Genomic DNA, 17973 nt, shown 5'->3' with positions numbered 1-17973 from the left:
CCGTTCTGCGTCCGGGTGATGCGCGACGTTAGATTGATCCATCGCGTCATTGCGAACGCAGCGAGCCGCAGGCGGACGAAGCCCACACATCACCCCGGACGAGACCCGGCGTCGCGCTGTTCCTTCGGGCACAGCATCGAGACAGAAAGCCATATCCCGGATCAGGTGCACGGTAACGGGCAGGGATGACCCCACCCTCGCGGCACCCCGCTCACCCCGCTCACCCCGCGCGTCGCCATCCCTCGCCCTGCGCCGCAATCGCCAGCGGCGGGCGCTGCACATCCGCGGGCGACAGCAGCAGGTCGATGTCGGGCGCCTGTTCGAACTCGATGCCCATCTTGTCCTCCGACGACCATCGGCAGGTCGCGCGCACCGCCACGCTGTTGGCGAACTGCACGTCGAACACCGTGCCCACCGGCACGTCGGCCAGCCCCACAACCATCGCCCCGCCGCGCGAGATGTTGCGGATGCGCGCGTCATAGTTGTGGCCGCCATGGCCCAGCTTGACCGAGCGCAGGGTGACGCGGCGCGGTTCGCGGCTCGCCTTCGGCCCGCTGGCGGTCGCATAGACGCCATGGGTCGCGAACCGTTCCATCACGAATGCGTTGCGCGTCGGGCGGCCATAGACATAGCCCTGCATATGGCTGCACCCCAGCGAGCGGATCAGGTCCAGCTCGTCCAGCGTCTCCGCGCCCTCCGCCGTGGTTTCCATGGACAGCGCCTCCGCCAGGCTGACGATGGCTTTCACGATGGCGCCATTGCGGCTGCCCTTGATCGCCGCGCCGCGCACGAAGCTCTGGTCGATCTTGATCTTGTCGAACGGCGCGGTCCGCAGATAGCGCAGCGCCGAATAGCCGGTCCCGAAATCGTCGAGCGCCAGCCGCACGCCCAGCCCCTTCAACTGCGCGAACATCGCGTCGCTGTCCGTTCCCTCGTCCAGGAAGACGCTCTCGGTGATCTCCAGCTCCAGCCGTTCCGGGCTGAGGCCGGATCGGGCCAGCGCCTGCAACACGCGCGACGGAAAGGCGGGGCTGCGGAACTGGATCGGCGAGACATTGACCGCGACCCGCGTGCCCTCCGGCCAGCCGATGGCATCATCGCAAGCGGTGCGCAGCACCCATTCGCCGATCTGCGCGATCAGGCCCGCCTCCTCCGCGATGGGGATGAAGACGGCGGGGGAAATCGCGCCGCGCTGGGCATGGTCCCATCGGACCAGCGCCTCGAACCCGCTGATCTTCTCCGTCGCGGTGGAGACGACCGGCTGATATTCGACATGCAGGCCGCCGGTGCTGATCGCATGGCGCAAATCCTGCTCCAGACGGCGGCGATCCTCCGCATCGGCGTGCATTTCCTGCGAGTAGAAGCGGCAGACGCCCCGCCCCGCATCCTTGGCGTCATACAGGGCAAGGTCGGCGTTGCGGATCAGCGTGTCGGCGTCGGTGCCGTCGAACGGCGCGATCGCGATGCCGATAGACACGCCGATGACCAGTTGCGCGCTCTCCACGGCATAGGGCTGCGACACGCTGTGGATGATCGTCTCGGCCAGCTTGGCCAGGTCGGCGCGGTCGATCATCGCGGGCAACACGACCTGGAATTCATCCCCGCCCAGACGGCCCACGGTGCCCAGCGTGCCGACCGAACGCTGCAACCGCTGCGCGACCTGCCGCAACAGCGCGTCGCCCGCCGGATGGCCCATGCTGTCGTTCACCGCCTTGAACCGGTCGAGGTCGAGGAGGAACAGCGCGCAATCGCCCCGCCGCCCCTTCTGCCCGTCTATCGCCTGTTCCAGCGTGGTCGCCATCTGCGCCCGGTTGGCCAGCCCGGTAAGCGAATCGAAGCGGGCGAGCCGGGCGATCTCCGCCTGCGACCGGCGCATGGCGGTCAGGTCGGCGACGCTGCCCCGGAATCCCATGAACTGGTCGAATTCATTGATGACGGGCCGCCCGGACAGCGACCACCAACATTCCTCCGCCGTGGCCGCGCGGACCGGCATGTCGGCGAAGGAGGCGCGCGCCGACAGGTGGAACCCCACCGTCCGCTGGCCGTCGCCCGCATGGCCGCCTGCGCCTATGCCCGCCCGGCCCGCACTCCGGCTGTCCGCATCCTGATCGATCATCACGGCCACCGGCTGGCCGATCAGCTCCGCCACCGTCCGGCCCAGCTTCGCGGCCAGCGTCTCCGACACATAGGTCAGGCGGCCCGCCCGGTCGCTTTCCCAGAACCAGCCCTGCCCGGCCTCCTCGAAATCGGTCAGCAGCGCCAGCGCCTGTTCCCCGCGCATCTGGTTGAGCTGCTTGTCCTGCAAATTCTCCTGATCCGCCCGCGCCTGCATCACGGCGGCCAGCAACAGGCCCAGCAGGCCCGCGACGGGGACGACCTGCGGCAATCCTTCGGGGACGGAGAGCAGGAAGGGCGCCATGGTGGCGAGGCAATAGAGGAAGCCCAGGATACGCTGCGCGCCGAATATGCTCACCGCGACCGTGGCGGGCAGCACCATGGCGAACAGCAGGGCGGCGCTGTTTCCCTGTCCCGTGGCGGAGAAAACGGCATGGCCCAACATGCCGTACAGCGCCGCCGACGCGAAGATCAGCGGCATCAGCCAGCGCAACTGGATATGCGGCGGGCGGCATTGCAGCAGGCCAAGCCTCGGCACCACGATGATCGCGCCATCGACCGCGAACAGCAGGGCGGTCAGCGCGGTGCCGACGATCATCTCCTGCGCCAGCCAGATGCCGATGGCGGGACCGGCCAGCGCCAGAAAGATGCTCATCCGCGCGATGACGACCAGCGGCCACATCAGCGATATGGTGGACAAGGCCCGCACCAGCCATGCAGGCGGACGGCCCGATGGAGACTCCACCAGACCCATCGCGACGAGCAGGGAGGGCGTGGCGTCGCGGGCGGAAAGATCATGGGACACGCGCATGCGCCCCTCATGCCATTCCCCTGCTTGAAAAAGCGTTACGGTCGCCCCGAAAAGGATGGCGCAGGGGATGGGGAATGGGATGGGGTTACGCGACCGTCCCCGCCACCGTGCGCGCCGTCGAACCAGCCGGGCGGCATCGCATATTTGAGCAGCAGTGTGCGTTGGAAGAAGAGGTGATTATCGTCCGACGCGATCCACAAAATGGGGCGCAGACTCCCGCCGCGCTCGTCCCCGCACCGTTCCCAGTGTATCGCCATCGCCTCGAAATTATCCTGCGGCACCGGCGCGGCGATGCGCGCGACGACGCGCCCCTCCAGCAACCGCCCCGGCCGCCGGTGGCGCAGGTCGACCAGCGTCACCACCGCCGTGAATCCATCGGCCAGCGTCAGGCGGCGATGCAGGATCAGCAGCCGCTCGCCGCCGATGGCCAGCACGTCGGTGGGGCGATAGCCCTGTGGCCGGCGATAGCCGATACGCAGCGGCGGTGGGGTCGCATCGTCGACCGGGTCGCCCGCGAACAACAGCATGTCGTCGCCCACGCCGCCCGGTCCCGGCGCATCCTCCGCCACCGCGACGAAGCGCCGGTCGGGCAGCCGGGCCAGCGATTCCATCCCTGTCTTGCCCGGCCATTCGCGGATCGCGGGGGGCCGGGCGCATCGTTCGACCCGGCTGAACCCGGCGGCGTAGCGGCAGATGCGGTTGCGCCCCTCGAAGCCCGCCCAATAGCGCCCGCTGGCCGGATCCCAGGCCAGCGATTCGGTGTCCCAATAATGGCGCGGCGCCTCCTTCTCCTCCGGCAGGACCGGCAGCAGCCGCATATGCGCGCGAAAGGGGGTGGTGGACGGGTCGGGACCGGGGCGGAAGGTGAAGACCTCCCCCGCATCGCTCTGCGCGATGATGGTGCCGTCCGCGTCCATCCGCATGGCGGAGAGGCCGCCGAAGCTCGCATGATTCGCGACCAGCGACCAGCCGCCCAGATAGCGCAGCCCGCCGGGAATCGCCGGAATCGGCGCGACCGGCACCAGCGGCGTCGCCACGATCTGCATCGTTTCGGGCTTCTGGGGCTTGCGCAGGACCGGGTGACGCCCGTTCATCAACGCTATGAAGAGGAAGAGGATCAGGACGGCACGCTGCATTGCCCCACCCCTATACAAGGAAAATCCGCGCCGGGGGAAAATGCGGATTCTGTGCAGATCCGCCGGAAAATCGCGCCATTCCGGCGCGCACCCCGCCCGAAACCCGCCCCGTCCTGCCCCTCCCTCGCTTGCTGAACGGCGGCTGTCAGCGATGTTCAGGCCCGGCTCAAGCCCGGCATGGCACACCATTCCTCATGATCGGCCGCCCGCCCCCCAACCGGGGCCATCGGCGGGATCGAGGAGGATTTATGATGAAGGCAAAGATAGTGAGCGCCGCCGCCGTCGCGGCCATGGTCATCGGATCGTTCGGCGCGGCCCCCGCCATGGCGCGGGGCGACTATGGACGTGGCGATTATTATGGTCGCGGCGATTATGGCCGGGGCGATTATTATCGCGGTGACTATAACCGTGGCCATCAGCGCGGCGATTATTACCGCAGCGGCGACTCCGGTTATTATAACGGCTCGCGCGCCTATTATAATGGCAACAGTTACAACCGGGGCCGCCAATATTATCGCTGCCGCAACGACGGCACGACCGGCACTATCATCGGCGCCATCGCGGGCGGCCTGCTCGGCAACAGCGTGGTGGGCCGCCGGGGCGACCGCACCGCGGGCACCATCGTCGGCGGCGCGGTCGGCGCTCTGGCGGGCCGTGCGATCGACAAGGGCGATGGCCGCTGCTGAACCGGGCAGTGACGACAAAAAGGGGCCGGGATCAGCAACGATCCCGGCCCCTTTCCGTATCAGGGAATAAAAGCGCGCCGCTCAATGCACGAAGCGCGCCACCACATCGCGATAGGACCGGCTGACCTTCACCTGCGTGCCCGATTCCAGCACCAGGAAACACTCGCCATTGGTGTGCGGCTTGACCTGCTTCACCTGGCTCAGGTTGACGATGGTGGAGCGATGCACCCGCTGGAAATTGCGCGGGTCCAGCCGCTTCTCCAGATCCTTCATCGTCTCGCGCAGGATCAGGCTGTTGTCGGCGGTGTAGATGCACATATAGTCGCCCGCCGCGTCGATCCGCTCGATGCTGTCCACATCGACGCGGAAAATCTGGCCGCGATCCTTGATGTTGATGAGCTTCTCATAACGGTTGGAGGCGGCCGGCGCATTGTCGTCCGGCACGAAATCGTCCATCGCGTCGGGCGCGACCTCGGCCAGCACCTCGCGCAGCCGCTCCACTTCCGCGCCGTTGCGCTTTTCGGACAGGCGCTGGCGCACCCGCTCCAGCGCATCGGCCAGTCGCTGCGGCTCCACCGGCTTGACCAGATAGTCCACCGCCTGCGCCTCGAACGCGCGCAGCGCATGGTCATGATAGGCGGTGACGAAGACGAACAGCGGCGGCTCCACGTCCATCATCCCCTGCACGACGGAAAATCCGTCGAAACCGGGCATCTGAATATCGAGGAAGACAAGGTCGGGCTTGTGGGTCTTGATGGACCGGATCGCCTCGCGACCATTGGTGCAGGTATCGATTATTTCAACATCGTCAAACGGCTCCAGCCTGAGCTGGAGACCCTGGATCGCCAAACTCTCGTCATCGACGAGAATGGTACGAATTGTCATGCGGCTACCTTCGGTTGTTCTTCCAGGACGAACGGCATTTCGATGATGACCGAAAAACCGCCTTCAGGTGTCGAACGCACATCCATGCTCTGCCGTTCCCCATAGGCCTGGGCGAGACGGTCGCGGATGTTGGCCAGCCCGACCCCGGTGGATAGATGTTCCCGGACCTGCCCATCTTGCAATCCCGGACCCGTGTCCGAAACGATGATGCGGACGTTTTCACCGACAGGATGCGCGCTGATGGTGATGTCGGCCCCTTCCTCCAGCGGCGTGACCGCATATTTGATGCTGTTTTCGACCAGCGGCTGGAGCAGCAGGGAGGGCAGACGCGCCTTCGCCACCGCCGGGTCGATGATGAAGGCGGGGCGCAGCCGGTCCTCGAAGCGCATCTTCTCGATGTCGAGATAGAGTTTCAGCGTCTCCACCTCCTGCTCCAGGCTCACCTGCGCGGTCGGCTCGTTGATGAGGGTGTAGCGCAGGAAGGCGGACAGGCGCGACAGCATCGCATTGGCCCGCTCCGTCTGCTTCAGCAGCACCAGCGTGGAGATGGAGTTGAGCGTGTTGAACAGGAAATGCGGGTTGAGCTGATAGCGCAGCATCGCCAGTTGCGCGCTCGACGCCTGCAATTCCAACCGCTGGAGCTGGTCCTGCTGCTCCTCCACCGTCAGGAAGAAGTTGATCGCATAATAGAGCGCCGACCAGGCCGCGAGCAGGGTGAAGGTCAGGTAGAAGGCGCCCAGGAACAGCTTCACCCCCGGCGCCTCGATCATCGGGTTCAGCGTAGTGAACACCCAGGCGTCGATGAACGCCGACGCCATCGCCGCGACGAAGGTGACGAGGATCGACGTGGTCCACGTAATCAGCGGCCGCTGCGACAACAGATAGCGATAACCGACGCCCATCAGCAGGGTCAGCGAATAGCCGCTGACCGTCGAGATGAAGACCGGCACCAGGAATACGGCCGGCTGGCCATTGGCGATGCTGGACAGCGCGCGCAGGATGAACGCGCCCAGCCAGCCCAGCGTCTGGAGGTTCCAGAAGGCGCGGCTCTTGTCCTCGAAAAACGGCTTGGGCTGGATGTGGATGACCGGGATGCCATGCACCTTATGCGTGTCGCCGCCCCCGGCGTCCCGCGCGATTCTCTGCTGCATGCCCGTCAACCTGCCCCTCAAACCACAGTCGCTTTACCGCACCTGCCGTCAGCCGTCCCGACCGCAGGATCGCCCCCACACCCGCGTCCGCTCTCGCGCCCGCCATCCGCACCGTCGATCTCGACCCAGCACAGATCGTCCAGTTCCAGCTCGCGCCCGTCGGCCGACAGGATCGCGATGGGGCGGATGGGCAGTTGGTCCCGCTTGTCGGTCAGGATCGGGGTGCAGGGCACGCCGCTGCCCCATTTCTCGCCCCACTGGCGCAGCGCGATCATCGCGGGCAGCAGCCCCCGGCCCTTGCACGTCAGGCGATAGGCGACCTTGCGCTTGTCCTCCTCCACCGGCTCGCGGGACAGGATGCCATGCTCGACCAGCTTGACCAGCCGGTTGGACAATATGTTGCGCGCAATGCCCAGCGCGGCCTGGAAATCCTCGAAATGGACGATGCCGTTCACCGCCGCGCGCAGGATCAGGAACGACCAGCGTTCTCCCATCACCTCCAGCGCGGACGGGAGAGAGCATCCCTCGAAACCCGTGATTTCCTGTCTTGGACCCATGATCCATTGCTAGCCCAAAAGCGCAGGATACGCAAAAGAGCGAAGGGTAAAAATGGGCTTTCGCGCATCACCGCGCCCCCAAAATGGCGTTTTTCTTCGCGCAGGCCTGTTTTTTGTTGCGCTGTGCATCACAAAACCCACATCCTGCCCGACGATGTTGCGACAATATGAACTGGTTGAGAAGGTCCGCCGTTACGATCCAGACGCCGACGAGGCGCTGATCAATCGCGCCTATGTGTTTTCGGTGGCCAAACATGGCAGCCAGAAGCGGGCCAGCGGCGACCCCTATTTCAGCCACCCGATCGAGGTGGCGGGCATATTGACCGACCTGTTGCTGGACGACACCAGCATCGTGACCGCCCTGCTGCACGACACGCTGGAGGACACGCTCACCACGCCGGAGGAGATCGAGCGACTGTTCGGGCCGGAGGTGATGCGGCTGGTCGACGGCGTCACCAAGCTGAGCAAAATCGAGGCGCAGACGGAGAATGAGCGCGCCGCGGAGAACCTGCGCAAATTTCTGCTCGCCATGTCGGACGACATCCGGGTGCTGCTGGTCAAGCTGGCCGACCGGCTGCACAATATGCGCACGCTGCATTTCATCAAGAACCCGGACAAACGCCGCCGCATCGCGCGGGAGACGATGGACATCTATGCCCCGCTGGCGGAGCGGATCGGCATGTACGACTTCATGCGCGAGATGCAGCTTCTCGCCTTCGAACAGCTCGAACCCGAAGCCTATGCCACCATCACGCGCCGCCTCGCCCTGCTGAAGGAGGATGGCGACGACAAGGTCACGCGCATCGCGGAGAGCCTAAGCAAGCTCATGGCCTCGGCGGGGATGCATGTCACCGTGTCGGGGCGGGAAAAGCATCCCTACAGCATCTGGCGCAAGATGCAGGAGCGGCACATCAGCTTCGAGCAGCTCTCCGACATCATGGCTTTCCGCGTCGTGACCGACAGTACGGAGGATTGCTATCGCGGGCTGGGCGTGATCCACCAGCGGTACAAGATGGTGCCAGGCCGCTTCAAGGATTACATCTCCACGCCCAAACGCAACGGCTACCAGTCGCTGCACACGACCGTGGTGCATGAGGAAAATGCCCGCATCGAGATCCAGATCCGGTCGGACCGGATGCACCGCGACAGCGAATATGGGCTGGCCGCGCACTGGGCGTACAAGCAGCATGAGGCCGCACCGGACAGCCAGGCCGGCTGGCTGCGCGACCTGATCGAAATCCTGGAGCAGAGCCAGGACGCGGACGAGCTGCTCGAACATACCCGCATGGCGATGTATCAGGATCGCATCTTCGCCTTTACGCCCAAGGGCGAGCTGCACCAGTTGCCCAAGGGATCGACGCCGGTCGATTTCGCCTATGCGGTGCACACCAACCTCGGCAACCAGACGGTGGGGGCAAAGGTCAACGGGCGCGTGGTGCCGCTGCGCACCCAGCTCGACAATGGCGATCAGGTGGAGATCCTCAAGTCGGACGCGCAGGAGCCGCAGCCCGGCTGGCTCAGCTTCGCCATCACCGGCAAGGCCCGCGCCGCCATCCGCCGCTACATCCGCCAGAAACAGCGGGGCGAGACCATCGCGCTGGGGCGCAAGCTCTATGCGGAGATCGTCGGCCGTTTTCCCGGCGAAGTGGGCGACAAGGCGCTGAAGGGCGCTCTCAAGCGGCTAAAGGTGGACGATGAAGCCGCGCTGATGATCGCCATCGGCACCAACCGCATCAGCGATGCGGAGGTGATGGAGGCGCTCGTCCCCGGCAGCAGCAACGAAGGGGGCAAGGGCGGCCGCAACCGCACGCACCAGGTGGAGGCCGTCTCCATCCTCGGCCTCACGCCGGGCATCGCCTTCCGGCTGGGCGAGTGCTGCCATCCCGTGCCCGGCGACCGCATCGTCGGCCTGCGCCGCCCCGGTGAACCGATCGAGGTCCACACCATCGACTGCCTCGCGCTGGAGGGTGGGCAGGATGCCGACTGGGTGGACCTGTCGTGGGACAGCAAGTCCAGCGGCGGCACCGCCCGCCTGTCGGTCATCGTCAAGAACCAGCCGGGCGCGCTGGCGACGGTCGCGCATATCTTTGCCACCAACAAGGCGAACATCCTCAACCTGCAACTGGTCAACCGCGACGGGCCGTTCCACACCGACATCATCGACATAGAGGTGGACGACACGGCCCATCTTGCCCGCATCCTGTCGGCGCTGCGCGCGGTGGAGACGGTGGTGCAGGCGGAACGGGTATAGGGGCAGCCGCCGATGGCCGTTCCCCCGCCTTGCCCCGCCCGCTCTTGCCCGCCCGCCTGCCTTATGGCGCCTCTTCCACGGTGCCCATGACGCGCCGACCGCCCCGTCCCGACTGAGCGTTCGGCCCCAAACACCCCGCTCTGAACACCCCGACCCGGCACCGCCCCCTTCCCCGATCCGTCTGGAGTAGACCATGCCCCACCCCGCCGACCGCCTCCAGATCGACCTTCTCCAGATCGACCGGGGACAGGCCGCCCGCGACATCCACCTGATCGACGCGGCGGGCTATGACGCATGGCTGGCCGCGCAGCCCGCCCGCCATCGCGCCGCCATCGAAGCGCAGGGCTTCGGCCCCCGTCCCTTCGCCCACGCCATCCTGCCCGGTGATGCGCCGGAGGACTGGTCCGTCGTCACCAGCGTCGCGAATGTGGACAGCCTGTCCAGTTGGTGCCTCGCCAAGCTGGCGGAGATATTGCCGGAGGGCACCTATCGCCTTGCAGACGGCGACGCCGGACCCGCCCTGTTCGGCTGGATGACCGACCAGTATCGCTTCGACCGCTACCGCAAGACGCCCTCGACCAAGGGACCGCGCATCCTGCTCACCCGCCAGCCGCACCTGCGCGACGCCCTTGGCGCGCAGGCGCAGGCGACCGCGCTGGTCCGCACCCTCGTCAACACACCGGCGGAGGACATGGGGCCGGACGCGCTGGAGGATGTGGCGCGCGCCATCGCCACCCGCCATGGCGCGACGATAGAGGTGGTGCGCGGCGACGCGCTGGAGCGGGACTATCCCATGGTCCATGCGGTGGGCCGCGCCGCCGGGCGCGCCCACGCGCCCCGCTTTGTCGAATTGCGCTGGGGGCGGGAGGATCATCCGCGCGTCGCCATCGTCGGCAAGGGCGTGACCTTCGACAGCGGCGGGCTGGACATCAAGCCATCGTCGGGGATGCGCCTGATGAAGAAGGACATGGGTGGGGCGGCCCATGCGCTGGCGCTGGCGGACCTGCTGATGGCGGGCGCGCTGCCGGTGCGGCTGCACCTGCTGCTGCCCATCGCGGAAAATGCGGTGGGCGCGCACGCCTTTCGCCCCGGCGACGTGCTGACCGCGCGCGACGGCACCCATGTGGAGATCAGCAACACCGATGCGGAGGGCCGCCTGCTGCTGGCCGATGCGCTGATCCGCGCGGGGGAGGAGCAGCCGGAACTGATCGTCGATTTCGCCACGCTGACCGGGGCGGCGCGCGCGGCGCTGGGGCCGGACCTGCCGGCGCTGTTCGCCAATGACGATGCGCTGGCGACCGCCCTGACCGACGCGGGCACCGCGGGCGACGACCCGCTGTGGCGTCTCCCGCTGTGGCCCCATTATGAGGATATGCTGAAGTCCGACATCGCGGACATGGTCAACAGTGCGGAGGGCGGCTTCGGCGGCGCGATCACGGCGGCGCTGTTCCTGCAACGCTTCGTCCCCGACGGGGTGGCATGGGCGCATCTCGATACCTTCGCATGGCGACCGGCGGCGAAACCGGGGCGGCCAAAGGGCGGCGATGCGCTGGGATTGCGGGCTGTCGCGGCGGTCCTGCGCGACCGATATGGTCGGCAAACGCTCTGATCGCGAACAAAAATGCCAGCCGCCGGAACGACCACGCAACCAACATCGCGGTTGTGTGTTCATCTGGACATGGCAAGGGCATCAGCGATCATCCTCGACGATACACATGCACAGGCGGCGGGCGACAACGTCAATCGCTGGATGAACGCCCTGATAAGCTATGTCCGGTCCGGCCAGCCCGACCTGACCAACCGCCAGATGGCGCTGATGATGCTGGTCCACCGCAGCAACGGCCCGCATACGGTGCGCGGTCTCGCCGAACGGTTGAACGTGTCGAAACCGGTCATCACCCGCGCGCTCAACAAGCTGGGCACCATGGACTTCGTTCGACGGGAGCGGGATTCGGCCGACCGCCGCAACATATTTGTGCAGCGCACGGCAAAGGGTGCGGAATTTCTTGACGCCTTCGCCGGATTCGTCGCAGGGACCGTCCGCGATGAACCAGCACAGCACGGCCGAGGTGTTCAGCCAGCCGCATAACCGTATTCGCCTGCATCTCAGCGGCCCGTCGCACGCCTATGACGCGCGCACTACGGCGATTCGCGTCGACCTCGCTGATGTGGCGGAGGCCACGCAATATTTCTCGCCCCATTATGCCGCCGCCGTGCCCTATGTCTGCGCCGCGCCGTCCGCCATCGTGCGCGGCAAGCCGGTCGACAGCGACAGCGCGGTGACGCAGATTTTGCATGGCGAGGGTTTTCACGTCCTCGACGTGCGGGCCGGCTGGGCGTGGGGCTATTGCGCGCACGACCATTATGTCGGCTATGTCGCCATCGACGCGCTGCACCGGGATGACGGCGGCGCGGCGACGCACCGCGTCCTGCCGCAGGGGGGCGGCGCCCTCCTCTTCTCGCGCCCCGACATCAAATCGCCGCTGGTCGCCCGGCTGCCTGGCAATGCACGGGTAAAAGGCGTTTTTGAAGATGATTTTCTTGCGATTTCAAACGGTTATATTCATAACCGCCACATCGCTTTGGTGGGTCATGTTGAAATCGACTGGGTCGATGCGGCCCGCGCCTGCCTCGGCATGCCCTATCTGTGGGGCGGCCGCGGCGACGGCGGCATCGACTGCTCCGGCCTCGTCCAGATAGCCCTGGCCCAGTGCGGCGTGGCGGTCGCCCGCGACACCGACCAGCAGGCCGGCACCATCGGCCGCGCGCTGGACGAGGGCGAGCCTCTGGCGAGGGGTGACATCCTCTTCTTTCCGGGCCATGTCGGCATCATGAGCGATGCGCAGACCCTGCTGCATGCCAATGCCCACTGGATGCGGGTGGTCGAGGAACCGCTGGCGGACGTGGTGGCGCGGCTGGTCCCCACCCATCCTCAACCCATCACAGCACGGCGGCGGATCGAACCATGAGCGACAGCAGCATCTTCATCGACGGGGCAGCAGGCACCACGGGCCTCCAGATTCGTGATCGGCTGGAAGGCCGGTCGGGCTTCCGCCTCATCACGCTGGACGATGCCCAGCGCAAGGATCCGGCGGCGAAGGCGCAAGCGCTCAACGACGCGGACGTGGTGATCCTGTGCCTGCCCGACGATGCGGCGCGCGAATCGGTCGCGCTGATCCGCAACGAGCGGACGCGGGTGATCGACGCCTCCACCGCCTTTCGCACGGCGGACGACTGGACCTATGGCCTGCCCGAAGTGATCGGGCGGGACCGGGTGGCGGCGGCCCGGCGGATCAGCAATCCCGGCTGCTATCCCACCGGCTTTCTGGCCCTCGTCGCGCCCCTGGTCGCGACGGGCGCGATCCCGGCGGACGCGCTTCTCAACTGCAACGCCGTCTCCGGCTATTCGGGCGGCGGCAAGGCGATGATCGCGGATTATGAGGGCGAGGGGGCATCGCCTTCGGCGTGGAACACCTACGCCCTCACGCTGGCGCACAAGCATGTGCCGGAAATGCGCAAACATGCGGGCCTGGCCCACAGCCCCATCTTCGCCCCCTCCGTCGCGCCGCTCTATTCCGGCATGATCGTGGATGTCCCGCTGCACATCGCCCAGCTTGCACAGGGCGAGACGACGACTTCCCTGCGCGACCGGCTGGCCGCCCATTATGCCGGATCGCCCATCGTCAGCGTGGCCGATCATGATGGTGCCACCCTGCCCGTCGAACTGATGACGGACACCGACGCCCTGCGCCTGTTCGTGTTCGGCGACAAGGACGGCACGCAGGTCCGCCTCGTCGCGGCGCTCGACAATCTGGGCAAGGGCGCGTCCGGCGCGGCGGTGCAGTCGCTGAACCTGTTGACCGGCAGGCCGGAGACCGAGGGGCTGCGCCTCTAGGCTGGCGTTCGCCCCTTGCGCTTCCTATCTAGGGCTTCGGCCAACGGAAGGATCGAGCGTATATGGCAAGTGAAACGGCGACGCTGGCGGGCGGCTGCTTCTGGTGTACCGAAGCGGTCTATCAGGATCTGAAGGGCGTCGAATCGGTCGAGAGCGGCTATATCGGCGGTGCCGGCGCGAATCCGACCTATGAGCAGGTGTGCAGCGGCACGACCGGCCATGCGGAGGCGATCCGCGTGGTCTTCGACCCCGATATCGTCAGCTATGGCGACCTGCTCGACATATTCTTCGCGACCCACGACCCGACGACGCTGAACCGGCAGGGCAACGACACGGGCACCCAGTATCGCTCCGCCATCTTCCCGCACGACCCGGCGCAGGAAGCCGCTGCGCGCGCAGCGATCGCGCGGGCACAGGCCGACTGGCCCCATCCCATCGTGACCAGCGTCGAAGCCGACGCGCCCTGGTATCCCGCCGAGGATTATCACCAGAAATATTGGGCCCGGGTCGGCACGCGCAATCCCTATTGCGTGGCGTCCATCCCGCCCAAGCTCCAGAAGCTCCGCAAGACGTTCGGCGACCGCGTACGCGCGTAATGCGCCGTTCACCGGGACAGCCTATGGTCCGGCGGACTTTGTGAGGGGACAGGACATGCGAGATTCGATCAGGACCGGAACGCTGGCGGCGGTCGGCGCCATGGCGCTGCTGCTGCCCGGATGCGTGGCGAAGACGGCGTTCAATGTCGTCACTCTACCGGTGAAGGCGGGGGCGAAGGCCGCCGACTGGGCCACCACCAGTCAGGACGAGGCGGACCGCAACCATGGCCGCGACCTGCGCAAGCGGTGCAAGAAGGATTATGACCCCAACTATTGCGACCGGGACTGAGGCGCCAGCCTGACCCGGCAATCTGATCGGCCAGCCCGACCCGCCCCGTCAGCGGACGGCGGCGCGGGCCAGCCGGTCGTTGATGGCGATGCCTATCCCCTCGTGCGGGATCGCCGCCACGGCGATGGCGCGCGCCGGGCTGGCGTCCGCCTCATGCAGGGCCGCGAACAGATGGGCGGCCGCCTCCACCAGATCGCCCGCCGGGCTGAGGTTGAAATCCGCCGCCATCGCGCCGAATCCGATGAGATATTCATCCGCCTCCGCCCGCTCGGCCGCCAGCCGCACCGGCTTGTCCGGGCAATAATGGCTGGCGAGCTGGCCGGGGGATTCGATGCCCCCGCCCGCACCAGCCTCCGTACCGGTCACGGCCCCGACCACGGTCAGGCCGGACAGCGCCTCCAGTTGCGCGGCGGTCACGGGACCGGGGCGCAGGATACGGATGCCGCTCGCTCCCGGCGCGACGATAGTCGATTCGATCCCCGCCACCGTCGGCCCGGCGTCGAGGACCAGCGCGATGCGATCCCCCAGGCTGACCAGCACATGCTGCGCGCGGGTCGGGCTGATCGCGCCGCTGCGATTGGCGGACGGCGCGGCGAGGGGCCGCCCGCTCGCCCGGATCACCGCCAGCATGGCGGGGTGCGACGGCATGCGGATGGCGATGGTGGACAGGCCCGCCGCGACCAGATCGCACACCGGGCCATCGCTGCGCCGGGGCAGCACCAGCGTCAGCGGCCCCGGCCAGAAGGCATCGGCCAGCCGCCGCGCCTCCGCCGAAAAATCGGCAATCGTCTCCGCCATCGCCCGGTCCGCGACATGGACGATCAGCGGGTTGAAGCTGGGCCGTCCCTTCGCCGCATAGATGGCCGCGACGGCGCGCGCATCGGTGGCGTCGGCGGCGAGGCCATAGACCGTCTCGCTCGGCAGGGCGACCGGCTCGCCCGCGCGGATCAGGCGCGCGGCCTCGGCCACTCCATCATCGTCGAAAGGCAGGCATCGGGCGGACATGCGCGGCCTATACCGGCGATGGCCGCGCGCGGGAAGTTCCCAAAAGCGCGCAATCGCTCTAGAGCCGTCGCCATGACCGACACTGACACGCACAGCCTCCTCACCCGCATCGCGCAGGCGCTGGAGCGTATCGCGCCGCCGCCCCTGCCCTCCGCCGACCTTGGCGCCCATGCCGCCTATCGCTGGAACGGCACAGCGATAGAGGTGATCGCGGATTTCACCCCGCCGGACTATGACCTGCTGACCGGCATCGACGCGCAAAAGACCGCCTGCCTCGACAACACACGCCGCCTGTCAGCGGGGTTGCCGTCGCATGACGTGCTGCTGTGGGGCGCGCGGGGCACGGGCAAGTCCGCCACGGTCGCGGCCTGCATCGGCAAGGTGCGCGGCGAGGGCGGCACGGTGGCGCTGGTCGATTTCGCCAGCAGCGACCTGCACAGCCTGCCGCTGCTGCTGGGCCAGTTACGCGGCGCGGGGCGACCTTTCGTCCTGTTCCTCGACGATCTGGGCTTCGACGAAAATTATGTGGCGGACGCGCGTACGCTGCGCTCCATCCTGCAAGGCGGGGCGACGGCGCGGGGCGGGCTGGTGCGCCTCTACGCCACGTCCAATCGCCGCCATATCGTGCCGCGCAGCCTGTCGGAGCAGAATGACCCGATCAACCCGCGCGACGTGGTGGACGACCGGCTGGCGCTGGCCGACCGATTCGGCCTGTCGCTGGGCTTCCACACCCTCGATCAGGACACCTATGTCGGCATCGTCAGTGCCTATGCCGCGCGCTTCGGCCTGCCGTTCCAGCCGGACGAGGCCGTGCAATGGGCCACCCAGCGCGGCAGCCGGTCGGGTCGGGTCGCCTGGCAATATATCGTCGAGCTGGCGGGGCGGACGGGCACGGCGCTGATCGACTAGGGTGGGATGACTTTTCCGTGAATCGTCATTGCGAGCGTAGCGAGCCGCAGGCGGGCGAAGCCCAACCAATCCACTCGGCGTCCATGGATTGCTTGGCTACACTCACAATGACGAGGGGGTAATCTAAGGTCTTCATGCTCTAGCCCCGATGGACAGTCCGCCCTGATGGCCTGAAAAGGGTCGAACTGGAGCACATGGCCCGGTTCGACCCTTTTCAGCCCGTCATCTTCTGAATGGCGGCCGGCCCCGTCACCCGTCGCCGCGCTATTTCACGGCGGCGACGCGCCAGACGATATTGCCGACATCGTCGCTGACCAGCAGCGCGCCGTCACCCGCAACGGTCACGTCGACCGGGCGGCCATGCGCCTCTCCCTTCGCGGCATCAAGGAAGCCGGTCAGCACGTCGCGGGGCTTGCCCTGCGCCTTGCCCTTCGCGTCCACATCAACGAACACCAGCTTGTATCCGCCCGGCGGGTCGCGATTCCAGCTACCGTGGAGGGCGATGAAGACGCCCTGCGTCCACGCCTTGCCCAGCGCGCTGTCCGTGCCGAAGGCCAGGCCGAGTGGGGCGACATGCGCGCCCAGCCCGAAGTCGGGACGGCGCGTATATTCGCGCAGGTCCGGCCGCTGCGGCTGCACCCGCCTGTCCTCATAACCGCCCCAATAATTCCAGGGCCAGCCATAGAAGGCCGCAAACTCCACCTGCGTCACATAGTCGGGCACCAGGTCGGGGCCGAGCATGTCCCGCTCGTTCACCGTCGCCCACAGCGCGCCATCGACTGGGTTGATCGCCAGCCCGGACGGATTGCGCAGGCCGCTGGCGTAGATATTATACTGGCGCGTCTTCGGCTCGACCTCCAGGATCACCGCGCGCGTATTCTCGGCGTCCAGCCCCTCGTCCGCGATGTTCGTGGCGGACCCGATGCCGACATAGAGCAGCCTGCCATTCTTGCTCGCCACCAGCGGCCGCGCCCAGTGATTATTGGGCGCGTTGGCGGGCAGGTTGATGATCTTGCGGCCCTTTGCGGTGATGCGCGTATCGCCGCTCTTGTAGGGAAAGGCCATCAGGCTGTCGGTGTTGGCGACGTAGAGCGTGTCACCGACCAGCGCCATGCCATAGGGGGAATTGAGACCGGTGAGAAAGGCCGACCGCACCTCCGCCCGCCCGTCGCCATCGGCGTCGCGCAGCAAAGTGATGCGGTTGGCGGACACGCCCCCCGCCCCGGCCTGCGCCATAAGCTTCGACTGGATCCAGTCCGTGACACCGGTGGAGGGACGCGACGGCGCGCGGCTTTCCGCCACCAGCACATCGCCATTGGGCAGGCGATAGAGCGACCGGGGGTGGTCCAGCCCCTCGACGAAGCGGGTGACGGCCAGCCCCTTGGCCGCCGTGGGTGCGGTTCCGGCGGCCCAGCCCACCGCGTCCGCGATCCGCACGGTCGGCAAGATTTCCTTGCGCGGGTCGGTGAACTTCGGCTCCCGCCCTTCCAGCGCGCTTTCCGGCAGTTGGGCGACCTGCCCCCGCGACAGAAAGAAATAGGTGCCGCCCAGCGCGAGCAGCAGGGATGCGATGGCGATGAGCGCATATTTTTTCATGCGCCCGGTCTAGGCTGTGTGCCCGCCTTGGGCAACGGTCGAGATGATGGCTGCGACGGGTCGACGGCGCGATTCCGTGCAGGCGCGGCGA

At 67.1% G+C, this 17973-nt stretch carries 16 protein-coding genes; 9 read left to right on the top strand and 7 right to left on the bottom strand.

What is annotated here, in order from left to right; genetic code table 11:
* Nucleotides 1-220: 220 nt before the first annotated feature.
* Together LWE61_RS05985 and LWE61_RS05980 are read right to left on the bottom strand one after the other, a co-directional pair.
* On the bottom strand, nucleotides 221-2926 hold the full coding sequence (locus LWE61_RS05985; protein WP_234149134.1) for an EAL domain-containing protein: 2706 nt from the start codon (nucleotides 2924-2926) through the stop codon (nucleotides 221-223).
* 35 nt (nucleotides 2927-2961) lie between these two features.
* Complete coding sequence (locus tag LWE61_RS05980; protein WP_234149133.1) at nucleotides 2962-4062, bottom strand: esterase-like activity of phytase family protein; 1101 nt, start codon at nucleotides 4060-4062, stop codon at nucleotides 2962-2964.
* Between the two features lie 251 nt (nucleotides 4063-4313).
* Here LWE61_RS05980 and LWE61_RS05975 point away from each other — a divergent pair, with 251 nt between their 5' ends.
* On the top strand, nucleotides 4314-4748 hold the full coding sequence (locus LWE61_RS05975) for a glycine zipper 2TM domain-containing protein (protein ID WP_407696209.1): 435 nt from the start codon (nucleotides 4314-4316) through the stop codon (nucleotides 4746-4748).
* An 81-nt stretch (nucleotides 4749-4829) separates the two neighbouring features.
* On the opposite strand, the gene LWE61_RS05970 is transcribed toward LWE61_RS05975, so the two are convergent.
* The 3 genes from LWE61_RS05970 to LWE61_RS05960 all read right to left on the bottom strand — a co-directional run bounded on the left by LWE61_RS05970 (nucleotide 4830) and on the right by LWE61_RS05960 (nucleotide 7341).
* Nucleotides 4830-5633: a LytR/AlgR family response regulator transcription factor gene (locus LWE61_RS05970; protein ID WP_234149132.1), complete on the bottom strand. Its 804-nt coding sequence runs from the start codon at nucleotides 5631-5633 to the stop codon at nucleotides 4830-4832.
* On the bottom strand, nucleotides 5630-6727 hold the full coding sequence (locus LWE61_RS05965) for a sensor histidine kinase (protein ID WP_234149459.1): 1098 nt from the start codon (nucleotides 6725-6727) through the stop codon (nucleotides 5630-5632). The genes LWE61_RS05970 and LWE61_RS05965 overlap by 4 nt, the downstream gene beginning before the upstream one ends.
* A 74-nt stretch (nucleotides 6728-6801) precedes the next feature.
* Complete coding sequence (locus LWE61_RS05960) at nucleotides 6802-7341, bottom strand: winged helix-turn-helix transcriptional regulator (RefSeq protein ID WP_234149131.1); 540 nt, start codon at nucleotides 7339-7341, stop codon at nucleotides 6802-6804.
* A 154-nt stretch (nucleotides 7342-7495) separates the two neighbouring features.
* On the opposite strand from LWE61_RS05960, the gene LWE61_RS05955 reads away from it, so the two are divergent.
* The 7 genes from LWE61_RS05955 to LWE61_RS05925 all read left to right on the top strand — a co-directional run bounded on the left by LWE61_RS05955 (nucleotide 7496) and on the right by LWE61_RS05925 (nucleotide 14372).
* On the top strand, nucleotides 7496-9592 hold the full coding sequence (locus tag LWE61_RS05955; protein WP_234149130.1) for a RelA/SpoT family protein: 2097 nt from the start codon (nucleotides 7496-7498) through the stop codon (nucleotides 9590-9592).
* A gap of 193 nt (nucleotides 9593-9785) precedes the next feature.
* Nucleotides 9786-11201 carry a leucyl aminopeptidase family protein gene (locus LWE61_RS05950; RefSeq protein WP_234149129.1) on the top strand — a complete coding sequence of 472 codons (1416 nt, stop codon included), beginning with the start codon at nucleotides 9786-9788 and terminating at the stop codon, nucleotides 11199-11201.
* A 141-nt stretch (nucleotides 11202-11342) separates the two neighbouring features.
* Nucleotides 11343-11681: a MarR family transcriptional regulator gene (locus LWE61_RS05945; protein ID WP_234149458.1), complete on the top strand. Its 339-nt coding sequence runs from the start codon at nucleotides 11343-11345 to the stop codon at nucleotides 11679-11681.
* On the top strand, nucleotides 11638-12561 hold the full coding sequence (locus LWE61_RS05940) for a C40 family peptidase (protein WP_234149128.1): 924 nt from the start codon (nucleotides 11638-11640) through the stop codon (nucleotides 12559-12561). The genes LWE61_RS05945 and LWE61_RS05940 overlap by 44 nt, the downstream gene beginning before the upstream one ends.
* The gene (argC, locus tag LWE61_RS05935; protein WP_234149127.1) at nucleotides 12558-13487 is read left to right on the top strand and encodes an N-acetyl-gamma-glutamyl-phosphate reductase; all 930 of its coding nucleotides are present in this window, start codon (nucleotides 12558-12560) and stop codon (nucleotides 13485-13487) included. The genes LWE61_RS05940 and argC overlap by 4 nt, the downstream gene beginning before the upstream one ends.
* 62 nt (nucleotides 13488-13549) lie before the next feature.
* Nucleotides 13550-14083, top strand: coding sequence for a peptide-methionine (S)-S-oxide reductase MsrA (gene msrA, locus LWE61_RS05930; protein ID WP_234149126.1), 534 nt, complete (start codon nucleotides 13550-13552; stop codon nucleotides 14081-14083).
* A 55-nt stretch (nucleotides 14084-14138) separates the two neighbouring features.
* Nucleotides 14139-14372 carry a hypothetical protein gene (locus LWE61_RS05925; RefSeq protein ID WP_234149125.1) on the top strand — a complete coding sequence of 78 codons (234 nt, stop codon included), beginning with the start codon at nucleotides 14139-14141 and terminating at the stop codon, nucleotides 14370-14372.
* Nucleotides 14373-14420: 48 nt separating this feature from the next.
* Here the strand turns inward: LWE61_RS05925 and LWE61_RS05920 are convergent, their stop codons facing one another.
* Entirely contained in the window at nucleotides 14421-15377 is a 957-nt protein-coding gene (locus tag LWE61_RS05920; RefSeq protein WP_234149124.1) for an L-threonylcarbamoyladenylate synthase, read from the bottom strand.
* A gap of 72 nt (nucleotides 15378-15449) precedes the next feature.
* On the opposite strand from LWE61_RS05920, the gene LWE61_RS05915 reads away from it, so the two are divergent.
* On the top strand, nucleotides 15450-16286 hold the full coding sequence (locus tag LWE61_RS05915) for an ATP-binding protein (protein ID WP_234149123.1): 837 nt from the start codon (nucleotides 15450-15452) through the stop codon (nucleotides 16284-16286).
* 264 nt (nucleotides 16287-16550) lie between these two features.
* On the opposite strand, the gene LWE61_RS05910 is transcribed toward LWE61_RS05915, so the two are convergent.
* Nucleotides 16551-17882: a PQQ-dependent sugar dehydrogenase gene (locus tag LWE61_RS05910; RefSeq protein WP_234149122.1), complete on the bottom strand. Its 1332-nt coding sequence runs from the start codon at nucleotides 17880-17882 to the stop codon at nucleotides 16551-16553.
* Nucleotides 17883-17973 lie beyond the last annotated feature (91 nt).

The sequence above is a fragment of the Sphingobium sufflavum genome (assembly GCF_021403115.1).
Taxonomy (GTDB): Bacteria; Pseudomonadota; Alphaproteobacteria; order Sphingomonadales; family Sphingomonadaceae; genus Sphingobium; species Sphingobium sufflavum.
The sequence above is the reverse complement of the archived record's forward strand: the minus strand, read 5'-3'. Positions and strand labels throughout refer to the sequence as shown.